The sequence below is a fragment of the Streptomyces dengpaensis genome, assembly GCF_002946835.1.
Lineage (GTDB): Bacteria > Actinomycetota > Actinomycetes > Streptomycetales > Streptomycetaceae > Streptomyces > Streptomyces dengpaensis.
In genome coordinates this window covers 5,418,580-5,434,671 of record NZ_CP026652.1, presented here as the reverse complement: position 1 = coordinate 5,434,671, position 16,092 = coordinate 5,418,580, and the positions used below count along the sequence as shown (strand labels likewise).

Below are 16,092 nucleotides of genomic sequence, written 5' to 3'. Positions count from 1 at the left end.
TGACGCATCATGGGGTCATCACATCGGAGCCTCGGGCTCCCATCGCTCGAGGAGACACGCACCGCATGACCATGCGTCACGCCGGGGGTGCGGGGCCCGCTGCGGAGCAGCCAATGTCCGCAGCCCCCGCAAGGCACGGCGCCATGCTGGCCGCGATCATCGCCGTGATCGTGGCCCTGTCCACCGCCATATACGTCGGCGTCTCGGCCGACCAGGGCGGCAGAGACCAGAACCATCTCGCCGGCGGCCGCACACCGCACAACTCGGCCGCCCCCGCCTCCACCGGCACCTGGGTCGGCGCCTGGTCGGCCTCCCCCTACGGAGGCGAGCCGAACACCGAGACGAACGGCATGGCCGGCCGCTCCGTGCGCAACGTCGTGCACGCGAGAGCGAGCGGAACGCAGGCCCGCGTCACGCTGTCCAACCTCTACGGGCAGCAGCCGCTGAGCATCACGCACGCGTCGATCGCCGTCGCCGTGACCGTGAACAACCCCGCCGCCGCGGCCGACACCATGCGCCGCCTCACCTTCGGCGGCAACACCTCGGTCATCATCCCGGCCGGAGAGCAGGTGATGAGCGACGCCGTACGCGTGCGGATCCCGTACGGCTCGGACGTCCTCGTGACCACGTACTCGCCCACACCGTCCGGCCCGGTCACCATCCACCCCCGCGCGCGCCAGATCTCGTACGTCGCCGAGGGCGACCTCACGGAGGACGTGAGCGGCCTGGCGTACACCACGCAGACCGAGCACTGGCGCTATCTGACCGCGCTCGACGTGCTGAGCGACGAATCGGTGGGCACCGTCGTCGTCATCGGCGACTCGCTCACCGACGGGATCACGTCCACGATCGGGGCCAACCACCGTTGGACCGACGTCCTTTCGGAGCGGCTGCGCGCCGCGGCCGGGTCGGACGACGTGCCGCGCTACAGCGTCGTCAACCAGGGGATCAGCGGGAATCAGATCCTGGCAGCCGGTCTGGGCCGGCCCGCCGAGAACCCGAGCGGGCTGTCGCGCTTCGGCCGTGACGTCCTCGGCCGTACGAACGTCAAGGCCGTCGTCCTCGACCTCGGCGTCAACGACATCCTGCGCAACCCGAACCAGGTCGCCCCCTCGACGATCACCAATGGGCTGCGGAAGCTGGTGCAACAGGCGCACGCCCGTGGACTGCGCGTCGTGGGAGCGACCCTGATGCCGTTTCAGGGACACCGGGGGTACACCGGTGCCCGGGAGGCCGTACGGCAGGCCATCAACGCGGAGATCCGGGACGGGAAGGTGTTCGACGCCGTGGTCGACTTCGATGCGGCGCTTCGGGATCCGTACAACCCGCGCCGTTTCCGGTCGGACTACGACTCGGGGGATCATCTGCACCCCAGTGACAAGGGGTACAAGCGGATGGCCGAGGTCTTCGACCTCGAGGATCTGAAGGGGGCGGCTCCGGCCGAGCTGTAACAGCCGGCCGGAAAGGCGGGAGTCGCGATGGGCGCCGCCGCGGGAGGTCACCGTGGGCGCCGCCGCGGAAGGTCACCGTGGGCGGCGCCGCGGAAGGTCACTGTGTGCGCCGCCGCGAGAAGTCACGGCGAGCCCCACCGCGGCAAGTCAGTAGTCGCCGTCGCGGCGCCTGTGCCGCTCCTCCCGGCGCTCCCTCTGCCGCTCGCGCCGCTCCTCGTGCCGTTCCCGGCGCTCCTCGTGGCGCTCGCGGATCATGTCGTGGTGGTCGCGGATCATCTCGTGGACGTCGGGCAAGTGGTCACGGCCGTCGACGTCGTCGCCCCGCGAGCCCTCCAACTCCCCTCGCGCCGCCTTCCGTTCGAGCTTCTCCTGGCGGCGCTCCTCCTTGATGCGGAGGCGCTGGGCGCGGGTCAGTTTGCGTTCGACGCCGACGCCGCCCCAGAAGGCGAAGCCCGTGACGATCACGCGGGGGGCGCCTGGCTCCCCGGGCTGCCCGTCCTCGCGCTGGTCGAAGCCGCCCATGATGCCGAAGCCGCGGACGACGACCTCGACGCCGGGCGGAACGACGATGTTCATGCCGCCCATGATGGCGACGCAGTTGATGACGACCTCGCGGTCCGCGAAGTTCGCCTCGCGCAGGTCGATCTCGCCGCCGCCCCAGAACGCGAAGGAGTTGAACCGCTTCGGCACCGTCCAGCGCCCCTTGCGCTGGAACCCGGCCATGATCGCGACACCCCACGAGGACGACCCCTCGCCGCCGACGATGCGCGACGCCCAACTCCCGCTCTCCGCAGGCTGCTTGACCATGGAGACAGGAGCCACCGCCGCCGCGCCCGGCAGATCGCGGGTGACGGGCGTCAGCTCGCCGTACGTGCGTGCCTTGTACGTCGCCTCCAACCGCTCCTCGAACTCCTCCATGTCGAGGCGGCCCTCCGCGAGGGCGTCTCTCAACTGTTCGGCGACTCGTTCACGATCGGCGTCGGAGGCGCGCAGCTCCGGGAGTTCGTCGGTCATGTACAGCAGCCTACGAGGTCCCCGCCGCCCGGGCTATGCGGCCCGCCACTTGGCTACGACACCGCTTTCTCGGCGTACATCGCGGCGATGACGGCCTCGATGTCCGGCTCCCGCACCGAGAGGTCCAGCAGCGGGTACTGCGCCGCGATCCGCGCCACGAGCGGAGCCGCCGACCGGTCCGCGGGGAAGGCCAGCCACTGCCGCGGCCCCTCCACCCGCACCACCCGCGCCGACTCCACCTCGATCGGCGGTAGCTCCCGCTCCAGGTCCACGACCAGGGTCCGCTCGCTCTCCCCCACCTCGTGCAGCCCGGTCAGCGGACCGTCGTACACCAGCCGCCCGTGGTCGATGACCATCACCCGCTTGCACAGGTGCTCGATGTCCTTCAGATCGTGCGTGGTGAGCAGCACCGTCGTACCGCGCTCGGCGTTCAGGTCCTTCAGGAATTCACGGACCCGCGCCTTGCTGATCACGTCGAGCCCGATCGTCGGCTCGTCGAGATAGAGCACCTCGGGGTCGTGCAGCAGCGCGGCCGCGATGTCGCCGCGCATCCGCTGCCCCAGGGAGAGCTGGCGCACGGGGACGTCCAACAGGTCATCGAGTTCGAGAAGTTCGACACAGCGGTCGAGGTTCTCGCGGTAACGCCCGTCCGGGATCCGGTACATGCGGTGCATCAGCCGGTAGGAGTCGATCAGCGGGAGGTCCCACCACAGGGTCGTACGCTGCCCGAACACCACCCCGATGCGCTGTGCGAGCCGGGTGCGTTCGCGGGACGGGTCGATGCCCGCGACGCGCAGCCGGCCGCCGCTGGGCGTGAGGATGCCGGTCAGTATCTTGATCGTGGTCGACTTCCCGGCACCGTTAGGGCCGATGTAGCCGACCATCTCGCCGCGCGGCACGGTGAAGGAGATGGAGTCCACCGCCCGCACCTGCCGCCGCTCACGGCGCAGGAAACCGGTCTTCTTGCGCACGTCGAAGACCTTCTCGACGCCGTCGAGCTCGATGAAATGACTGTCCATGACGTCACGGTCCGTGTCCACGTCGGCTAACTCCCCGTACTGCGATACGACCGAAGCCCCGCACGCCAGGCGAGACCCGCCAGCGTGCAGCAGCCCGCCGCCACCAGCGGCGGTGCGAAGGCGACCCACGTCGGCAGGTCGAGCGGATAGGGCCGACCCAGCACGTACAGCGCGGGCAGCCAGTTGACGAAGGCGATCGGGAAGACGAACGTCACCCCGCGCAGCAGGTCCTTGGCGAAGACGGTCGGCGGGTACTGCAGGAGCGTACCGCCGCCGTACGTAAAGGAGTTCTGCACCTCGGAGGCGTCCTGCGCGACGAACTGGAAGGCCGCGCCCGCCACGAACACGGCCCCGAAGATCGCGCCGCCGCTGAGCAGCATCAGCGGGATCATCAGCAGCTTCAGCGGGGTCCAGGAGAGGTCCAGTACGGCGACGGCGTACCCGAGGACCAGCACCCCCTGGGTGATCCGGCCCAGGCGGCGCAGCGCGAAGCGGTCCGCGGCGACCTGGGCGAGGACCGGCGCGGGGCGCACCAGGAGCGTGTCGAGCGTGCCGTCGCGCACCCGGCGCCCGAGCCGCTCCATCGAGCCGAGCGCGAGGTCGGCGAGCCCGAAGGCGGTGCCCGCGGCGCCGTACAGGAAGGCGACCTCGGGCAGGCTGTAGCCGCCGAGCGTGTCGACCTGCGAGAACATCAGCAGGATCGCGACGAAGTCGAGCGCGGTCGCCGCGAAGCTGCCGAAGGTGGTCATCGCGAAGGAGGCACGGTAGGCCGTCGTGGAGCGGATCCACATGGCGGCGATCATGCGGTAGGCGCGCACGCCGTCGCGTACGCGGGCGTACGCTCCCTGCTTGCCCTCGGGCCAGGAGGCCACCCGCGCCCGCTCATCCACCGTATCGACGGGGCTCCGTGAGCTACCCACCCTGCACCACCACCCTCCGTGTAGCCACCGACTGCATCAGCCGCCCGGCCGCGAGCAGCCCCACGGCCCAGGCCGCCTGGAAGGCGTACGTGCTCAGCGGGTCGGCGGTCCCGAGCAGCACGTCCACGGGCGCCTGGATCAGCGACGACCAGGGCAGGGCGCGTACGACCTCGCCGAGCGCCCCCGGGAAGACGTTCAGCGGCAGCAGCAGGCCCGAGCAGAAGAATCCCGCGATCCCGGCCAGCTGCGCCGCGCCCGCCCCGTCGAGAAGCCAGAACGCGGACAGCGCCACCAGGAAGCGGATCGCGAAGCTGACGACCACCCCGAGGAGGATCGCGACCAGGAACGCGAGCCAGGTCAACAGGTCGGCGGGCAGCGCCAGATCGAAGACGAGCGCGCCGAAGGCGAGCGGGACCACCCCGCGCCCCAGGAGGTGGAACAGCGCCCGGCCCGCGTCCTGGGCCAGCCACCACAGCTGGAGGTCGGCGGGCCGGTACAGGTCGATCGCGATGTCACCCGTACGGATTCTCTCGATCAGCTCCTCCTCGAAGCCGCCGCCCAGCACCGCCACCGTCATGAGCAGCGCCTGGCCGAGCCACACATAGGTGAGCGCCTGCGCCTGGTCGTAGCCGCCGAGATGCGGTTTTTCGTCCCACAGGGCGATGAAGATGTACGCCAGGATCAGCCCGAAGACGGTGTTGGTGAACACGCCTGCCGCGGTGGCGGTCCGATAGGTGGCGTAGCGCCGGAACCCGCCGACCGCGACGGCCGCGTACAACCGCGCTGTGCCCACAACACGTCCCTCTCCGCCTCGTTGAGCCAAAGCGCAGGATCCTAGCCCCGGGTTGACGCGGCCCGCCAGGCATTTTCCGGGCGCGACGCGTGCCGGGCTCAGGGAACGGAACGCTTGGTGCGAGAGTCTTCAACAAGGGGGCGCACAAGGCGTACGACGGCGCACGGGAACGCAGCAGGCGAAACAGGAGTCCGGCAACAACATGAGCGACGAGCCGCAGCCGCAGCAGAACAGCCAGGGCTGGGCAGCCAGGAACCCGGTAACCGGACCGGCACCAGGGCCGGGACCGCAGGGAGCACCGGCGACGGGACCGCAGGGAGCACCGGGCAGTCCCGGCGCGAAGCAGAAGCGGCAGCGCACCGGGGGGCGCCGGTTCATCCCGACCTGGCGGATGGTGCTCGGCTCGTTCCTCGGTGTGGTGCTGCTCCTGATCGGCCTCTTCGCGCTCGGCTACTACCTGGTGCAGATCCCGCCCGCCAACGCCGCCGCGACCAAGCAGAGCAATGTCTACCTGTACGCGGACGGCAGCCAGCTCGCCCGTGACGGCGAGATCAACCGGGAGATCGTGACGCTCGCCCAGATCTCCAAGGACGCCCAGCACGCCACGCTCGCCGCCGAAGACCGCGACTTCTACACGGAGTCGGCGGTCGACCCGCAGGCGATGATCCGCGCCGCCTGGAACACGGTCACCGGCAAGGGCAGGCAGTCCGGCTCGACGATCACCCAGCAGTACGTGAAGAACTACTACCTGGCCCAGGAGCAGACCGTCACGCGGAAGGTGAAGGAGTTCTTCATCTCCATCAAGCTCGACCGGGAGAAGAGCAAGGACGACATCCTCGAGGGCTACCTCAACACCAGCTACTACGGCCGCAACGCGTACGGCATCCAGGCCGCCGCCCAGGCCTACTTCGGCGTCGACGCCCAGGATCTGACGGCCGGCCAGGGCGCCTACCTCGCCGCGCTTCTCAACGCGCCCAGCGAGTACGACGTGATCGCGCACCCCGAGAACAAGTCGGCGGCCACCGCCCGCTGGAACTACGTCCTCGACGGCATGGTCAAGAAGGAGTGGCTGACCCAGCCGGAGCGGAACAGCGTCACGTTCCCGACGCCGAAGCAGGCCAAGGGCTCGGCCGGGATGTCGGGCCAGCGCGGCTACCTGGTGCAGGCCGTCAAGGACTATCTGACGTCGAACGAGATCATCGACGAGGACACCCTCGCCACGGGCGGCTACCGCATCACCACCACGCTCCAGAAGCCCCGGCAGGACGCGTTCATCGAGGCCGTCAATGACCAGGTGATGGACAAGCTCGACAAGAAGAACCGCAAGGTCGACAACTACGTCCGCGCGGGCGGCGTCGCCATCGACCCGTCCAACGGCAAGGTCGTCGCGATGTACGGCGGCATCGACTACACCAAGCAGTACGTCAACAACGCGACCCGCCGCGACTACCAGGTCGGCTCCACCTTCAAGCCGTTCGTCTTCGCCTCGGCCGTGGAGAACGGCTCGCAGACCCAGGACGGCCGCACCATCACCCCGAACACGATCTACGACGGCACCAACAAGCGCCCCGTGCAAGGCTGGAACGGCGGCTACTACGCGCCCGAGAACGAGGACGAGGTCTCGTACGCCGACATCACCGTGCGCACCGCCACCGACCGCTCCGTCAACGCGGTGTACGCGCAGATGGCCGTCGACGTCGGCGGCGACAAGGTCCAGCAGACGGCGCGGGACCTCGGCATCCCCGCCGACACCCCCGACCTGACCGCCTCCCCCTCCATCGCGCTCGGCCCGGCCACTGCCAGCGTCCTCGACATGGCGGAGGCGTACGCCACGCTCGCGAATCACGGCAAGCACGGCACGTACACCCTCGTCGAGGAGATCACCAAGAAGAGCACGACGGAGGTGACGCTGCCGTCCCAGGAGACCGAGCAGGCGGTGTCCCGCGAGGCCGCGGACACCACGACCGCCATCCTGCAGAGCGTCGTCGAGGGCGGCACCGGCACGGCCGCGCTGGCCGCCGACCGGCCCGCCGCGGGCAAGACCGGCACCGCCGAGGAGGACACGGCCGCCTGGTTCGCGGGCTACACCCCCGACCTCGCCACCGTCGTCGCCGTCATGGGCCAGGACCCCGACACGGGCGCCCACAAGTCCCTGTACGGCGCCCTCGGCGAGTCCCGCATCAACGGCGGCGGCTACCCCGCCCAGATCTGGGCCCAGTTCACGAAGGCCGCCCTCAAGGGCACCACCCCGGCGTACTTCGACCTCCAACTCCAGTCGGGCGCCGAGGAAGAGGAACCGGAACCCCCGACCGTCGACGACACCGTCCCGCCCACGGACGGCGAGGACATCGGGGGCGCCACGACACCCGGCGAGGACATCGAGGGCCAGACGCAGGGCCAGACCGAAGGCCAGGACGAGGGCCAGACGCAGGGCCAGACCGAAGGCCAGGACCAGGGTCAGACCCTGGGCCAGACCGAAGGCCGGGACGGGAGCACGACAGACGGCGGCACCACCGACGGCACCACCACAGGCGGCACCACGGCGGACGGCGGCACCACCGAGGGCACCACGACCGGGGGCGATACGACAGGCGACCCGACGGGCGGCTGGACGGGCGGCCGCCCGGGCGGCGGGACGGACGGCGGGACGACGGGGACGACCGAGGGGACGGACGGCTGATCAGTGGCCGGAGGTGACCTTCAGCCCCACCACGGCCACCAGCAGCAGACACACGAAGAAGATCCGGGCGGCGGTCGCCGGCTCACCGAGCACGACCATGCCGAGCACCGCCGCACCGGCCGCACCGATGCCGACCCAGACGCCGTAGGCGGTACCGATCGGGAGCGACTTGGCGGCGTACGACAGAAGAACCATGCTCGCGACGATGCCCGCACCCGTGAGGACGCTCGGCACCAGCCGAGTGAATCCGTCCGTGTACTTCATCCCGACCGACCAGCCGACTTCGAGCAGACCGGCGACGACCAACAGAACCCAGGCCATGAGAGGCACCTCCGAGAGACGGGATGGACCGGGGTGCGTCGTCTTTTCGTACGTGCTCTTACGTCCCGGTACGGCGCGTCTCGTCGGGGTCCTTCAAAGGTAGCAAAAGGACGGCAAAAGGGGCCGGTGACGATGGTCACCAGCCCCTCTGGCCTGCGATTTACAGGTACGTACGGCTGCTACAGATACAGACCGGTCGAGTCCTCGGACCCCTCGAACCGGTCCGCGGCCACCGCGTGCAGATCCCGCTCGCGCATCAGCACGTACGCGATCCCGCGCACCTCGACCTCGGCGCGGTCCTCGGGGTCGTACAGGACGCGGTCGCCCGGCTCCACCGTCCGCACGTTCTGACCGACCGCGACGACCTCGGCCCAGGCGAGGCGCCGGCCGACGGCCGCCGTCGCGGGGATCAGGATGCCGCCGCCGGACCGCCGCTCGCCCTCGGCGGCGTCCTGCCGCACCAGCACGCGGTCGTGCAGCATGCGGATGGGCAACTTGTCGTGGTGGGGGGTGCTGTGCTTGTCCCGATTCGCGCTCACGTCCCGAACCTACCTGCCTCAGCCGCTCGCGTACGCGGCCGGGTCAGCCCTTGCGTCGCCGTGAGCCCACGACGAACAGCCCGACGACCCCTGCCACGACCAGCGCCACCGGCACGATGCGCTCGAGCCGCGGCGTGCCCTCCTCGGTGACGAGCTGGCCCTTCACGTCGCTGACGACACGGTTGACGCCGACATACGCCCGCCCCAGCGTGTGGTCGATGTTGGAGACGACCTTGGCCTTGGCATCTCCGACGACGGTCTTCGGGTGCACGCGCACGCCGATCTCGTCGAGCGTCTCGGCGAGGGTTTCGCGGCGGCGCTTGATGTCCGCCTCGATCTGCGCCGGCGACCTGGTATCCGACGTTCTCGACCTATCCGACACCGCGCTGCCTCCGTGGTCGTGTTCTGACTCTGTGCCACCGACAGTCTGTCAGCTCGGACCGCACCGCACCCCTCGGCACCCCCATTACGCTCATCCATAGCCCTATCCCTTCGCACCCCCACCCCCATCCCATCCCCGGCCACGTGAGGTACCGATCCGATGAGCGAGCGACTGCAGCCCGGCGACACCGCCCCCGCCTTCACCCTGCCCGACGCCGACGGCAACGAGATCTCCCTCGCCGACCACAAGGGCCGCAAGGTCATCGTCTACTTCTACCCGGCCGCCCTGACCCCCGGCTGCACCAAGCAGGCCTGCGACTTCACGGACAACCTCGACCTGCTCGCGGACGCCGGCTACGACGTCATCGGCGTCTCCCCCGACAAGCCCGAGAAGCTCGCCAAGTTCCGCGAGAAGGAGTCCCTGAAGGTCACCCTGGTCGGCGACCCGGACAACAAGGTCATCGAGGCGTACGGCGCCTACGGCGAGAAGAAGAACTACGGCAAGACCTACGTCGGCGTCATCCGCTCCACGGTGATCGTGGACGAGGAGGGCAAGGTCGAACGAGCGCTGTACAACGTGCGGGCGACGGGCCACGTAGCCAAGATCATCAAGGACCTCGATATCTAGGCAGGCGCGGTTGGGCGGGCGGCCCGCAAGGGACACGAAACCCCCCGTACACTGAACGGCACTGAGCGACACAAGCAGGCGAAGTATCCGTTTTGGGCGGTCGTGGCGAAATAGGCGATACGCGCGGGTTTTAGGTGCCCGTGGGAGAAATCCCGTGTGGGTTCGAGTCCCACCGACCGCACAGCTGCGAGCGAAGGCCCGGTCCGGCCATCACGGACCGGGCCTTCGCATCTACGGATTCCCGAGGCAACGGGCTCAGCCGAGAAGATCCCTCACCACAGGGACGAGCGCCCGAAACGCCTTCCCCCGGTGGCTGATCGCGTTCTTCTCCTCGGGGGCCAGTTCCGCGCAGGTGCGGGTCTCTCCCTCCGGCTGGAGGATCGGGTCGTAGCCGAAGCCGTTCGTGCCGGACGGAGTGTGGCGCAGGACGCCCCGGAGCCGGCCCTCCACCACCCGCTCCGTGCCGTCCGGCAGGGCGAGGGCGGCCGCGCAGGCGAAGTGGGCACCCCGGTGAGCCTCGTCGATGTCGGCGAGTTGGGCGAGGAGGAGATCCAGGTTGGCCTTGTCGTCGCCGTGCTTGCCTGCCCAGCGGGCGGAGAAGATGCCGGGGGCGCCGTTCAGGACGTCCACGCAGAGGCCGGAGTCGTCGGCGACGGCGGGCAGGCCCGTGGCCTGGGCCAGGGCGTGGGCCTTGAGGAGGGCGTTCTCGGCGAAGGTGACGCCGGTTTCCTTGACGTCGGGGATGTCGGGGTAGGCGTCCGCGCCGACGAGGTCGTGGGTGAGACCTGCGTCGGCGAGGATCGCCTTCAGCTCGTTGATCTTTCCGGCGTTGCGGGTGGCGAGGATCAGGCGGGTCATGCCGTCCAGTATCGCCACTGGCCCGGCGTCCCTTTGCCGCCACTGCCCGACGTGCCTGGATCGCCGCTACCCCGACGTCCCTTTGCCGCCACTGCCCGACGTGCCTGGATCGCCGCTACCCCGACGTCCCTTTGCCGCCACTGCCCGACGTGCCTGGATCGCCGCTACCCCGACGTCCCTTTGCCGCCGCTGCCCGACGTGCCTGGATCGCCGCCGCCCCGACGTCCCTTTGCCGCCGCTGCCCGACGTGCCTGGATCGCCGCTGCCCCGACGTCGGCGTGCCTGTACCGCCACTGCCCCGGCGGCCCTTTACCGCTGCTGTCCAGCGTGCCTGTATCGCCGCCGCCCCGACGTTCATTCATCGCCGTTGGCGCCGAGGCACCTCTGTCGGCTCAGCCCTCGGGGCGCCTCTGCCGCCTCAGGCCCCGAGGTGCCTCTATGGCCTCAGCCCCGAGGCACCTCTATCGCCTCAGCCCTCGAGGTGCCCCTGTCGCCTCAGCCCCGACGTGCCCTTTACGACGTGCACACCTTCGTCAGCTCCCCGGCCGCGTCCGTGACCGGGCTGATGTCGGGGGTCTCGTCGCCGTTCTTGATGGCCGTACGGACGTTGGAGACGGCCTCGTTGAGGTCGTCGACCGCCTTGTTGACGTCGGCGTTGTCCGTCTTGTCGCCGATCTTGTCGAGGTTCTGCTCGATCGAGTTGAGGGCGTCGTCGGTCTGCGTCGGATCGTTCGCCGCGTTCTCGACCGCCTGCTGGAGGTCGGCGACGCTGTCGGCGATCGAGTCGGCGGTCTGGACGCAGTCCAGGGCCTTGTTGACCGCGTCGCAGCCGACGGCGGCGGGCAGGGCGATGAGTGCGACGGCGACGGCTATCGCGGCGGTGCGGCGGCGGTTACGGTGGCGCGCGGCCATGGAACGGTCCCTCCCGAATGGGGCTTGATCATCATGTGGCGACCCCGTGACGTGGTCGACGGGGCGCACGGCTGGACCGTACGCCCGTACCTCTGAGAACGCGAAGAGTTACCGCGCGGTTGCCTCGGCGGACGCCTCAAGGGCCGCGCGCTGGATCTCCGTCAGTTCGTCGCAGCCCGCGACGGCGAGGTCGAGGAGCGCGTTCAGTTCCTTGCGGTCGAAGGGCTCCGCCTCGGCCGTGCCCTGCACCTCGACGAAGCGGCCGTCGCCGGTGCAGACGACGTTCATGTCGGTGTCGGCCTTCACGTCCTCCTCGTAGCAGAGGTCGAGGAGGGGGACTCCGCCGACGATGCCCACAGAGACCGCCGAGACCGTGCCGGTCAGCGGTTTGCGGCCGGGCTTGACCAGCTTCTTGCCCTGGGCCCAGGTGACGGCGTCGGCGAGGGCGACGTACGCGCCGGTGATGGCCGCCGTGCGCGTGCCGCCGTCGGCCTGGAGGACGTCGCAGTCGAGGACGATGGTGTTCTCGCCGAGCGCCTTGTAGTCGATGACCGCGCGCAGGGAGCGGCCGATGAGGCGGCTGATCTCGTGCGTACGGCCGCCGATCTTGCCGCGTACGGATTCGCGGTCGCCACGGGTGTTGGTGGCGCGCGGCAGCATGGAGTACTCGGCAGTGACCCAGCCCTCGCCGCTGCCCTTGCGCCAGCGCGGGACGCCTTCGGTGACGGAGGCGGTGCAGAAGACCTTGGTGTCGCCGAAGGAGATGAGGACGGAGCCCTCGGCGTGCTTGCTCCAGCCACGCTGGATGGTGATGGGGCGCAGCTGTTCGGGGGTGCGGCCGTCGATGCGAGACATGGCGACGAGCCTAGCCGCATACGGCCTGGGCCCTGTCGCCGGTAACGGAAGCAGCCCCTCAGCGGTGAGACACGGGGCCCGAGGGGCGGCGAACGTCCGAGGATCGGGGAGCGCCCGAAGGCCGGGGAGTCCCCGAAGGCTGGGGAAAGCCCGAGGCCCGGGAAGCCCTGTGACTCACATCATGTCTTCGATCTCCCCGGCGATCGGGTCCGCGTCCGTGCCGATGACGACCTGGATCGCGGTGCCCATCTTCACGACTCCGTGGGCGCCGGCGGCCTTCAGGGCGGCTTCGTCGACCAGTGAGGGGTCGTTGACCTCGGTGCGCAGGCGGGTGATGCAGCCCTCGATCTCTTCGATGTTGTCGATGCCGCCGAGCCCGGCGACGATCTTCTCAGCCTTGGTGGCCATGTCCTACTCCCTGATCCGAACCGCTTTGTCGCAGTAACCCACAGTTGGCCCAGCTTCGCGAGCGGTCACCTCGTACCTACCGATTGACGGTGTTCACGACGGGCGACCGACCGGTCGGGACTGGTCTATACCAGTAGCCGGGGAGTCGCCAAACCGGTGTGAGCCCTGGGCATCGGGAGCCCTCGGACCACCCCGGCCCGAGCCCGTTCGTCACGACCAAGGGTTCTTCGTCACGACCTCAACCACTTCCAGCCACTTTTTCCGGCTATGGCCATGCCCGTACAATTGCGCGGGTTCCTTATCCAGCCTTCACCGTGCTAGAACAGGTCTACACCACTGAGTGGTGTAGACCTGCGGACTGCCCCGGGTCGGGGCGCGCCGTCGCGGTCCATCGGAGACGCCGCCGTCCCACCTTCCCTGTCCCCGGGCGGCGCCTTGCCTACTGGAGGAAGTTGTGTCCACGGCCAGCGCCGCTCCCGCGGCCGGCAAGAAGAAGGGCGCCGGCGCGATGGCTGTTCTGCAGCGCATCGGCCGCAGCCTGATGCTGCCGGTCGCCGTCCTGCCCGCCGCCGCGCTTCTGGTGCGCCTCGGCAACGCCGACATGCTCGGGCGCCCTTCCTTCCCCACGTTCCTCACCAAGATCGCCGGCTTCATGGCGGCCGGCGGCAACGCGATCCTCGACAACATGGCGCTGCTGTTCGCCGTGGGCATCGCGATCGGCTTCGCGAAGAAGTCGGACGGCTCGACGGCGCTGGCGGCCGTGGTCGGCTACCTGGTCTTCAAGAACGTGCTCGCCACGTTCACCGACAAGAATCTGCCGCAGGTCGCCACGGCCGTCGACGGCAAGGTGGTCATGGTGGACGCACCCGTGGACGCCAAGGTCCTCGGCGGTGTGGTGATGGGCATCGTGGTCGCGCTGATCTACCAGCGCTTCTACCGCACCAAGCTGCCCGACTGGGCGGGCTTCTTCGGCGGCCGCCGTCTCGTCCCCATCCTCGCCGCCTTCGCGGGCCTGGTCATCGGCATCGTCTTCGGCTACATCTGGCCGGTCCTCGGCACGGGGCTGCACAACTTCGGTGAGTGGCTGGTCGGATCGGGCGCCGTCGGCGCGGGCATCTTCGGTGTCTTCAACCGCGCGCTGATCCCGATCGGCATGCACCACCTGCTGAACTCCTTCCCGTGGCTGCAGGCGGGCGAATACCACGGCAAGAGCGGTGACATCGCGCGCTTCCTGGCCGGTGACCCGAGCGCCGGCCAGTTCATGACCGGCTTCTTCCCGATCATGATGTTCGCGCTCCCGGCCGCCTGCCTCGCGATCGTGCACTGTGCCCGCCCCGAGCGCCGCCAGGTCGTCGGCGGCATGATGTTCTCGCTCGCGCTGACCTCCTTCGTCACGGGCGTCACCGAGCCGATCGAGTTCACGTTCATGTTCATCGCGCCGGTCCTGTACGCCGTCCACGCGCTGCTCACCGGCGTCTCCATGGCGCTGACCTGGGCCCTCGGCATGAAGGACGGCTTCGGCTTCTCGGCCGGCGTGATCGACTTCGGCCTGAACTACGGCATCGCGACCAACCCATTGGGCCTGGTCCTGGTGGGCCTGTGCTTCGCGGCGGTCTACTACGCCGTCTTCCGCTTCGCCATCACCCGGTTCAACCTTCCGACCCCGGGCCGCGAGTCCGACGAGGAACTCGCGGAACTCCAGAAGGCAGAGGCCAAGTAGGCCCGCGTACGTCAGTGAGGGCCCCCGGAGATCCGGGGGCCCTCTCTTCATGTACGGGCTGTGGACGTCGTACGGGTTCTAGACCTCGTACGACCTCCGCGGCACCGCCAGCTCCGCGGGCCCCGTGTACACCGCGCGGGCGTCCGCCAGGTTGATCTGGGGGTCCGTCCACGGGGGGATGTGGGTGAGCAGCAGGCGGCGGGCGCCGGCGCGGGCGGCGGACTCGCCTGCCTCGCGGCCGTTGAGGTGGAGGTTCGGGATGTCCTCCTTGCCGTGGGTGAACGCGGCCTCGCACAGGAACAGGTCCGTGTCGCGGGCGAGTTCGTCCAGGGCCGTGGTCACGCCCGTGTCTCCGGAGTACGTGAGCGACTTTCCGCCGTGCTCCACGCGGATGCCGTACGCCTCCACGGGGTGACTCACCCGCTCCGTGTGCACGGTGAACGCGCCGATCTCGAACGTGCCCGGCTTGACCGTGTGAAAGTCGAAGACCTCGCTCATCGAGGAGGCGGAAGGGGTGTCGGCGTAGGCCGTGGTCAGGCGCTGTTCGGTGCCTTCGGGGCCGTAGACCGGGATCGGGTCGCAGCGGCCGCCTTCGTGCCGGTAGTAGCGCGCCACGAAATAGGCGAGCATGTCGATGCAGTGGTCGGCGTGCAGATGGCTGAGGAAGATCGCGTCGAGGTCGTAGAGACCGCAGTGGCGCTGCAACTCGCCCAGGGCGCCGTTGCCCATGTCGAGGAGCAGCCGGAAGCCGTCGGCCTCTACGAGGTAGCTCGAGCAGGCCGATTCCGCGGACGGGAACGACCCCGAGCAGCCGACGACGGTGAGCTTCATAAGAGCTGGAACCTCCGCGCTGGCAGGAAGTGCAGAGAGTAGATGCGGGGTGCAGATACTCGGATGCAGGTACGGGTACGGGGGTCGTGCGGTCCGTCGAGCGTAAGGCGCGAAAGGGCGGGTCGCTCCTCCACCAGCGGCTGTTGTGGGCGAACTCACCTGTGGTGTCACCGGTTCGGATGGACGTGGGGTGGGCCGGGCCGTCCGGGCGGAGGTGGGTGGGGGGCGGCTGCGAAAGCGCGCCGGTAACGTCGTCGGTATGGACACGTCCTGGTGGCTCGCGCTGGCGGCGGTGGTGCTGCTCGCGTTGGTCGCCGTGCTGGTGGACGGCTGGGGGCGCCTGGGGCGCCGGCCGGGCGGGCGACTGCGTCCACCAGGGCGGGTGGGGGTGCGGCGGCGGGGGGCGCCTCGGCCGCGGGCCGCGGAGATCTGGTGGGCGAACGTTCCCTACGAGGCCGGGGGGCGGCCGGGGGCCAAGGAACGGCCCTGTCTGGTGCTGGCCGTGCGGGGGAATCTTGCCACCGTCGCGAAGATCACCAGCAAGTACCACGATGAGCGGGCCGGGGTGATTCCGTTGCCGCCGGGAGCCGTGGGGGATGCCCATGGGCGGGCCAGCTTCCTTGAGACGGATGAGCTGCGGGAGGTTGCTGTGTGGGACTTCCGCCGGAGGGTGGGGGTGGTGGATCCGGTGTTGTGGGATCAGGTGCGGCATCTGGCGGGCTGAGGCCGGGGAGCGAGGCTGGGGCGGAGCGTTCTTTGGCC

17 protein-coding genes, 1 tRNA gene and 1 riboswitch are annotated in these 16,092 nt (G+C 69.6%); of the genes, 6 read left to right on the top strand and 12 right to left on the bottom strand.

The genetic code is table 11. The annotated features are described in order from the left end of the window. Positions 1-113: 113 nt before the first annotated feature. Positions 114-1,451, top strand: a complete 1,338-nt coding sequence (locus C4B68_RS25220; RefSeq protein ID WP_240634462.1) for an SGNH/GDSL hydrolase family protein — start codon at positions 114-116, stop codon at positions 1,449-1,451. 147 nt (positions 1,452-1,598) lie between these two features. Here the strand turns inward: C4B68_RS25220 and C4B68_RS25215 are convergent, their stop codons facing one another. From C4B68_RS25215 to C4B68_RS25200, 4 genes are read right to left on the bottom strand one after another with little or no spacing between them, the layout of a single operon-like run. Continuing rightward, positions 1,599-2,465 carry a DUF1707 SHOCT-like domain-containing protein gene (locus C4B68_RS25215; protein ID WP_099505318.1) on the bottom strand — a complete coding sequence of 289 codons (867 nt, stop codon included), beginning with the start codon at positions 2,463-2,465 and terminating at the stop codon, positions 1,599-1,601. 53 nt (positions 2,466-2,518) lie between these two features. Then, positions 2,519-3,484 carry an ABC transporter ATP-binding protein gene (locus tag C4B68_RS25210; RefSeq protein WP_099505338.1) on the bottom strand — a complete coding sequence of 322 codons (966 nt, stop codon included), beginning with the start codon at positions 3,482-3,484 and terminating at the stop codon, positions 2,519-2,521. 26 nt (positions 3,485-3,510) lie between these two features. After that, positions 3,511-4,374, bottom strand: coding sequence for an ABC transporter permease (locus tag C4B68_RS25205; protein WP_373682264.1), 864 nt, complete (start codon positions 4,372-4,374; stop codon positions 3,511-3,513). Positions 4,375-4,396: 22 nt separating this feature from the next. Then, positions 4,397-5,197, bottom strand: coding sequence for an ABC transporter permease (locus C4B68_RS25200; protein ID WP_099505317.1), 801 nt, complete (start codon positions 5,195-5,197; stop codon positions 4,397-4,399). Between the two features lie 202 nt (positions 5,198-5,399). Here C4B68_RS25200 and C4B68_RS25195 point away from each other — a divergent pair, with 202 nt between their 5' ends. Beyond that, positions 5,400-7,877 carry a transglycosylase domain-containing protein gene (locus tag C4B68_RS25195; protein WP_099505316.1) on the top strand — a complete coding sequence of 826 codons (2,478 nt, stop codon included), beginning with the start codon at positions 5,400-5,402 and terminating at the stop codon, positions 7,875-7,877. On the opposite strand, the gene sugE is transcribed toward C4B68_RS25195, so the two are convergent. The 3 genes from sugE to C4B68_RS25180 all read right to left on the bottom strand — a co-directional run bounded on the left by sugE (position 7,878) and on the right by C4B68_RS25180 (position 9,119). Then, positions 7,878-8,198 carry a quaternary ammonium compound efflux SMR transporter SugE gene (gene sugE, locus C4B68_RS25190; protein ID WP_099505315.1) on the bottom strand — a complete coding sequence of 107 codons (321 nt, stop codon included), beginning with the start codon at positions 8,196-8,198 and terminating at the stop codon, positions 7,878-7,880. A gap of 32 nt (positions 8,199-8,230) precedes the next feature. Beyond that, positions 8,231-8,313: riboswitch (guanidine-III (ykkC-III) riboswitch) on the bottom strand. Positions 8,314-8,377: 64 nt separating this feature from the next. Further along, the gene (locus C4B68_RS25185) at positions 8,378-8,680 is read right to left on the bottom strand and encodes a GroES family chaperonin (RefSeq protein ID WP_187285621.1); all 303 of its coding nucleotides are present in this window, start codon (positions 8,678-8,680) and stop codon (positions 8,378-8,380) included. Between the two features lie 100 nt (positions 8,681-8,780). Then, a complete protein-coding gene (locus C4B68_RS25180; protein WP_099505313.1) occupies positions 8,781-9,119 on the bottom strand; it encodes a DUF3618 domain-containing protein in 339 nt (112 codons plus the stop codon). A 159-nt stretch (positions 9,120-9,278) separates the two neighbouring features. On the opposite strand from C4B68_RS25180, the gene bcp reads away from it, so the two are divergent. Continuing rightward, positions 9,279-9,746 carry a thioredoxin-dependent thiol peroxidase gene (gene bcp, locus C4B68_RS25175; RefSeq protein WP_099505312.1) on the top strand — a complete coding sequence of 156 codons (468 nt, stop codon included), beginning with the start codon at positions 9,279-9,281 and terminating at the stop codon, positions 9,744-9,746. Between the two features lie 96 nt (positions 9,747-9,842). Further along, a tRNA-Leu gene (locus tag C4B68_RS25170) sits at positions 9,843-9,927 on the top strand. 74 nt (positions 9,928-10,001) lie between these two features. Here C4B68_RS25170 and rdgB read toward each other — a convergent pair. The 4 genes from rdgB to C4B68_RS25150 form a co-directional block, all read right to left on the bottom strand. Next, positions 10,002-10,604 carry an RdgB/HAM1 family non-canonical purine NTP pyrophosphatase gene (gene rdgB / locus C4B68_RS25165; protein WP_099505336.1) on the bottom strand — a complete coding sequence of 201 codons (603 nt, stop codon included), beginning with the start codon at positions 10,602-10,604 and terminating at the stop codon, positions 10,002-10,004. A gap of 513 nt (positions 10,605-11,117) precedes the next feature. Then, positions 11,118-11,516 (bottom strand): hypothetical protein, encoded by a 399-nt coding sequence (locus C4B68_RS25160; protein ID WP_099505311.1) that lies wholly within the window; start codon positions 11,514-11,516, stop codon positions 11,118-11,120. A gap of 108 nt (positions 11,517-11,624) precedes the next feature. Then, positions 11,625-12,371: a ribonuclease PH gene (gene rph / locus C4B68_RS25155; RefSeq protein ID WP_099505310.1), complete on the bottom strand. Its 747-nt coding sequence runs from the start codon at positions 12,369-12,371 to the stop codon at positions 11,625-11,627. Positions 12,372-12,545: 174 nt separating this feature from the next. Next, positions 12,546-12,779, bottom strand: coding sequence for a PTS sugar transporter subunit IIB (locus C4B68_RS25150; RefSeq protein ID WP_099505309.1), 234 nt, complete (start codon positions 12,777-12,779; stop codon positions 12,546-12,548). Between the two features lie 454 nt (positions 12,780-13,233). Here C4B68_RS25150 and C4B68_RS25145 point away from each other — a divergent pair, with 454 nt between their 5' ends. Next, positions 13,234-14,499, top strand: a complete 1,266-nt coding sequence (locus C4B68_RS25145; protein ID WP_099505308.1) for a PTS transporter subunit EIIC — start codon at positions 13,234-13,236, stop codon at positions 14,497-14,499. Positions 14,500-14,577: 78 nt separating this feature from the next. Here C4B68_RS25145 and C4B68_RS25140 read toward each other — a convergent pair whose 3' ends face one another. Further along, complete coding sequence (locus tag C4B68_RS25140) at positions 14,578-15,330, bottom strand: MBL fold metallo-hydrolase (protein WP_099505307.1); 753 nt, start codon at positions 15,328-15,330, stop codon at positions 14,578-14,580. Between the two features lie 259 nt (positions 15,331-15,589). On the opposite strand from C4B68_RS25140, the gene C4B68_RS25135 reads away from it, so the two are divergent. After that, positions 15,590-16,054, top strand: coding sequence for a type II toxin-antitoxin system PemK/MazF family toxin (locus C4B68_RS25135; protein WP_099505335.1), 465 nt, complete (start codon positions 15,590-15,592; stop codon positions 16,052-16,054). Positions 16,055-16,092: the final 38 nt, after the last annotated feature.

What these genes read in the sequence shown, in the direction of transcription:
- sugE (WP_099505315.1), bottom strand. Translation starts at nt 8,198, where the DNA reads ATGGCCTGGGTTCTGTTGGTCGTCGCCGGTCTGCTCGAAGTCGGCTGG.
- C4B68_RS25210 (WP_099505338.1), bottom strand. Translation starts at nt 3,484, where the DNA reads ATGGACAGTCATTTCATCGAGCTCGACGGCGTCGAGAAGGTCTTCGAC.
- C4B68_RS25160 (WP_099505311.1), bottom strand. Translation starts at nt 11,516, where the DNA reads ATGGCCGCGCGCCACCGTAACCGCCGCCGCACCGCCGCGATAGCCGTC.
- C4B68_RS25150 (WP_099505309.1), bottom strand. Translation starts at nt 12,779, where the DNA reads ATGGCCACCAAGGCTGAGAAGATCGTCGCCGGGCTCGGCGGCATCGAC.
- rph (WP_099505310.1), bottom strand. Translation starts at nt 12,371, where the DNA reads ATGTCTCGCATCGACGGCCGCACCCCCGAACAGCTGCGCCCCATCACC.
- C4B68_RS25185 (WP_187285621.1), bottom strand. Translation starts at nt 8,680, where the DNA reads ATGCTGCACGACCGCGTGCTGGTGCGGCAGGACGCCGCCGAGGGCGAG.
- C4B68_RS25220 (WP_240634462.1), top strand. Translation starts at nt 114, where the DNA reads ATGTCCGCAGCCCCCGCAAGGCACGGCGCCATGCTGGCCGCGATCATC.
- bcp (WP_099505312.1), top strand. Translation starts at nt 9,279, where the DNA reads ATGAGCGAGCGACTGCAGCCCGGCGACACCGCCCCCGCCTTCACCCTG.
- rdgB (WP_099505336.1), bottom strand. Translation starts at nt 10,604, where the DNA reads ATGACCCGCCTGATCCTCGCCACCCGCAACGCCGGAAAGATCAACGAG.
- C4B68_RS25140 (WP_099505307.1), bottom strand. Translation starts at nt 15,330, where the DNA reads ATGAAGCTCACCGTCGTCGGCTGCTCGGGGTCGTTCCCGTCCGCGGAA.
- C4B68_RS25135 (WP_099505335.1), top strand. Translation starts at nt 15,590, where the DNA reads ATGGACACGTCCTGGTGGCTCGCGCTGGCGGCGGTGGTGCTGCTCGCG.
- C4B68_RS25215 (WP_099505318.1), bottom strand. Translation starts at nt 2,465, where the DNA reads ATGACCGACGAACTCCCGGAGCTGCGCGCCTCCGACGCCGATCGTGAA.
- C4B68_RS25195 (WP_099505316.1), top strand. Translation starts at nt 5,400, where the DNA reads ATGAGCGACGAGCCGCAGCCGCAGCAGAACAGCCAGGGCTGGGCAGCC.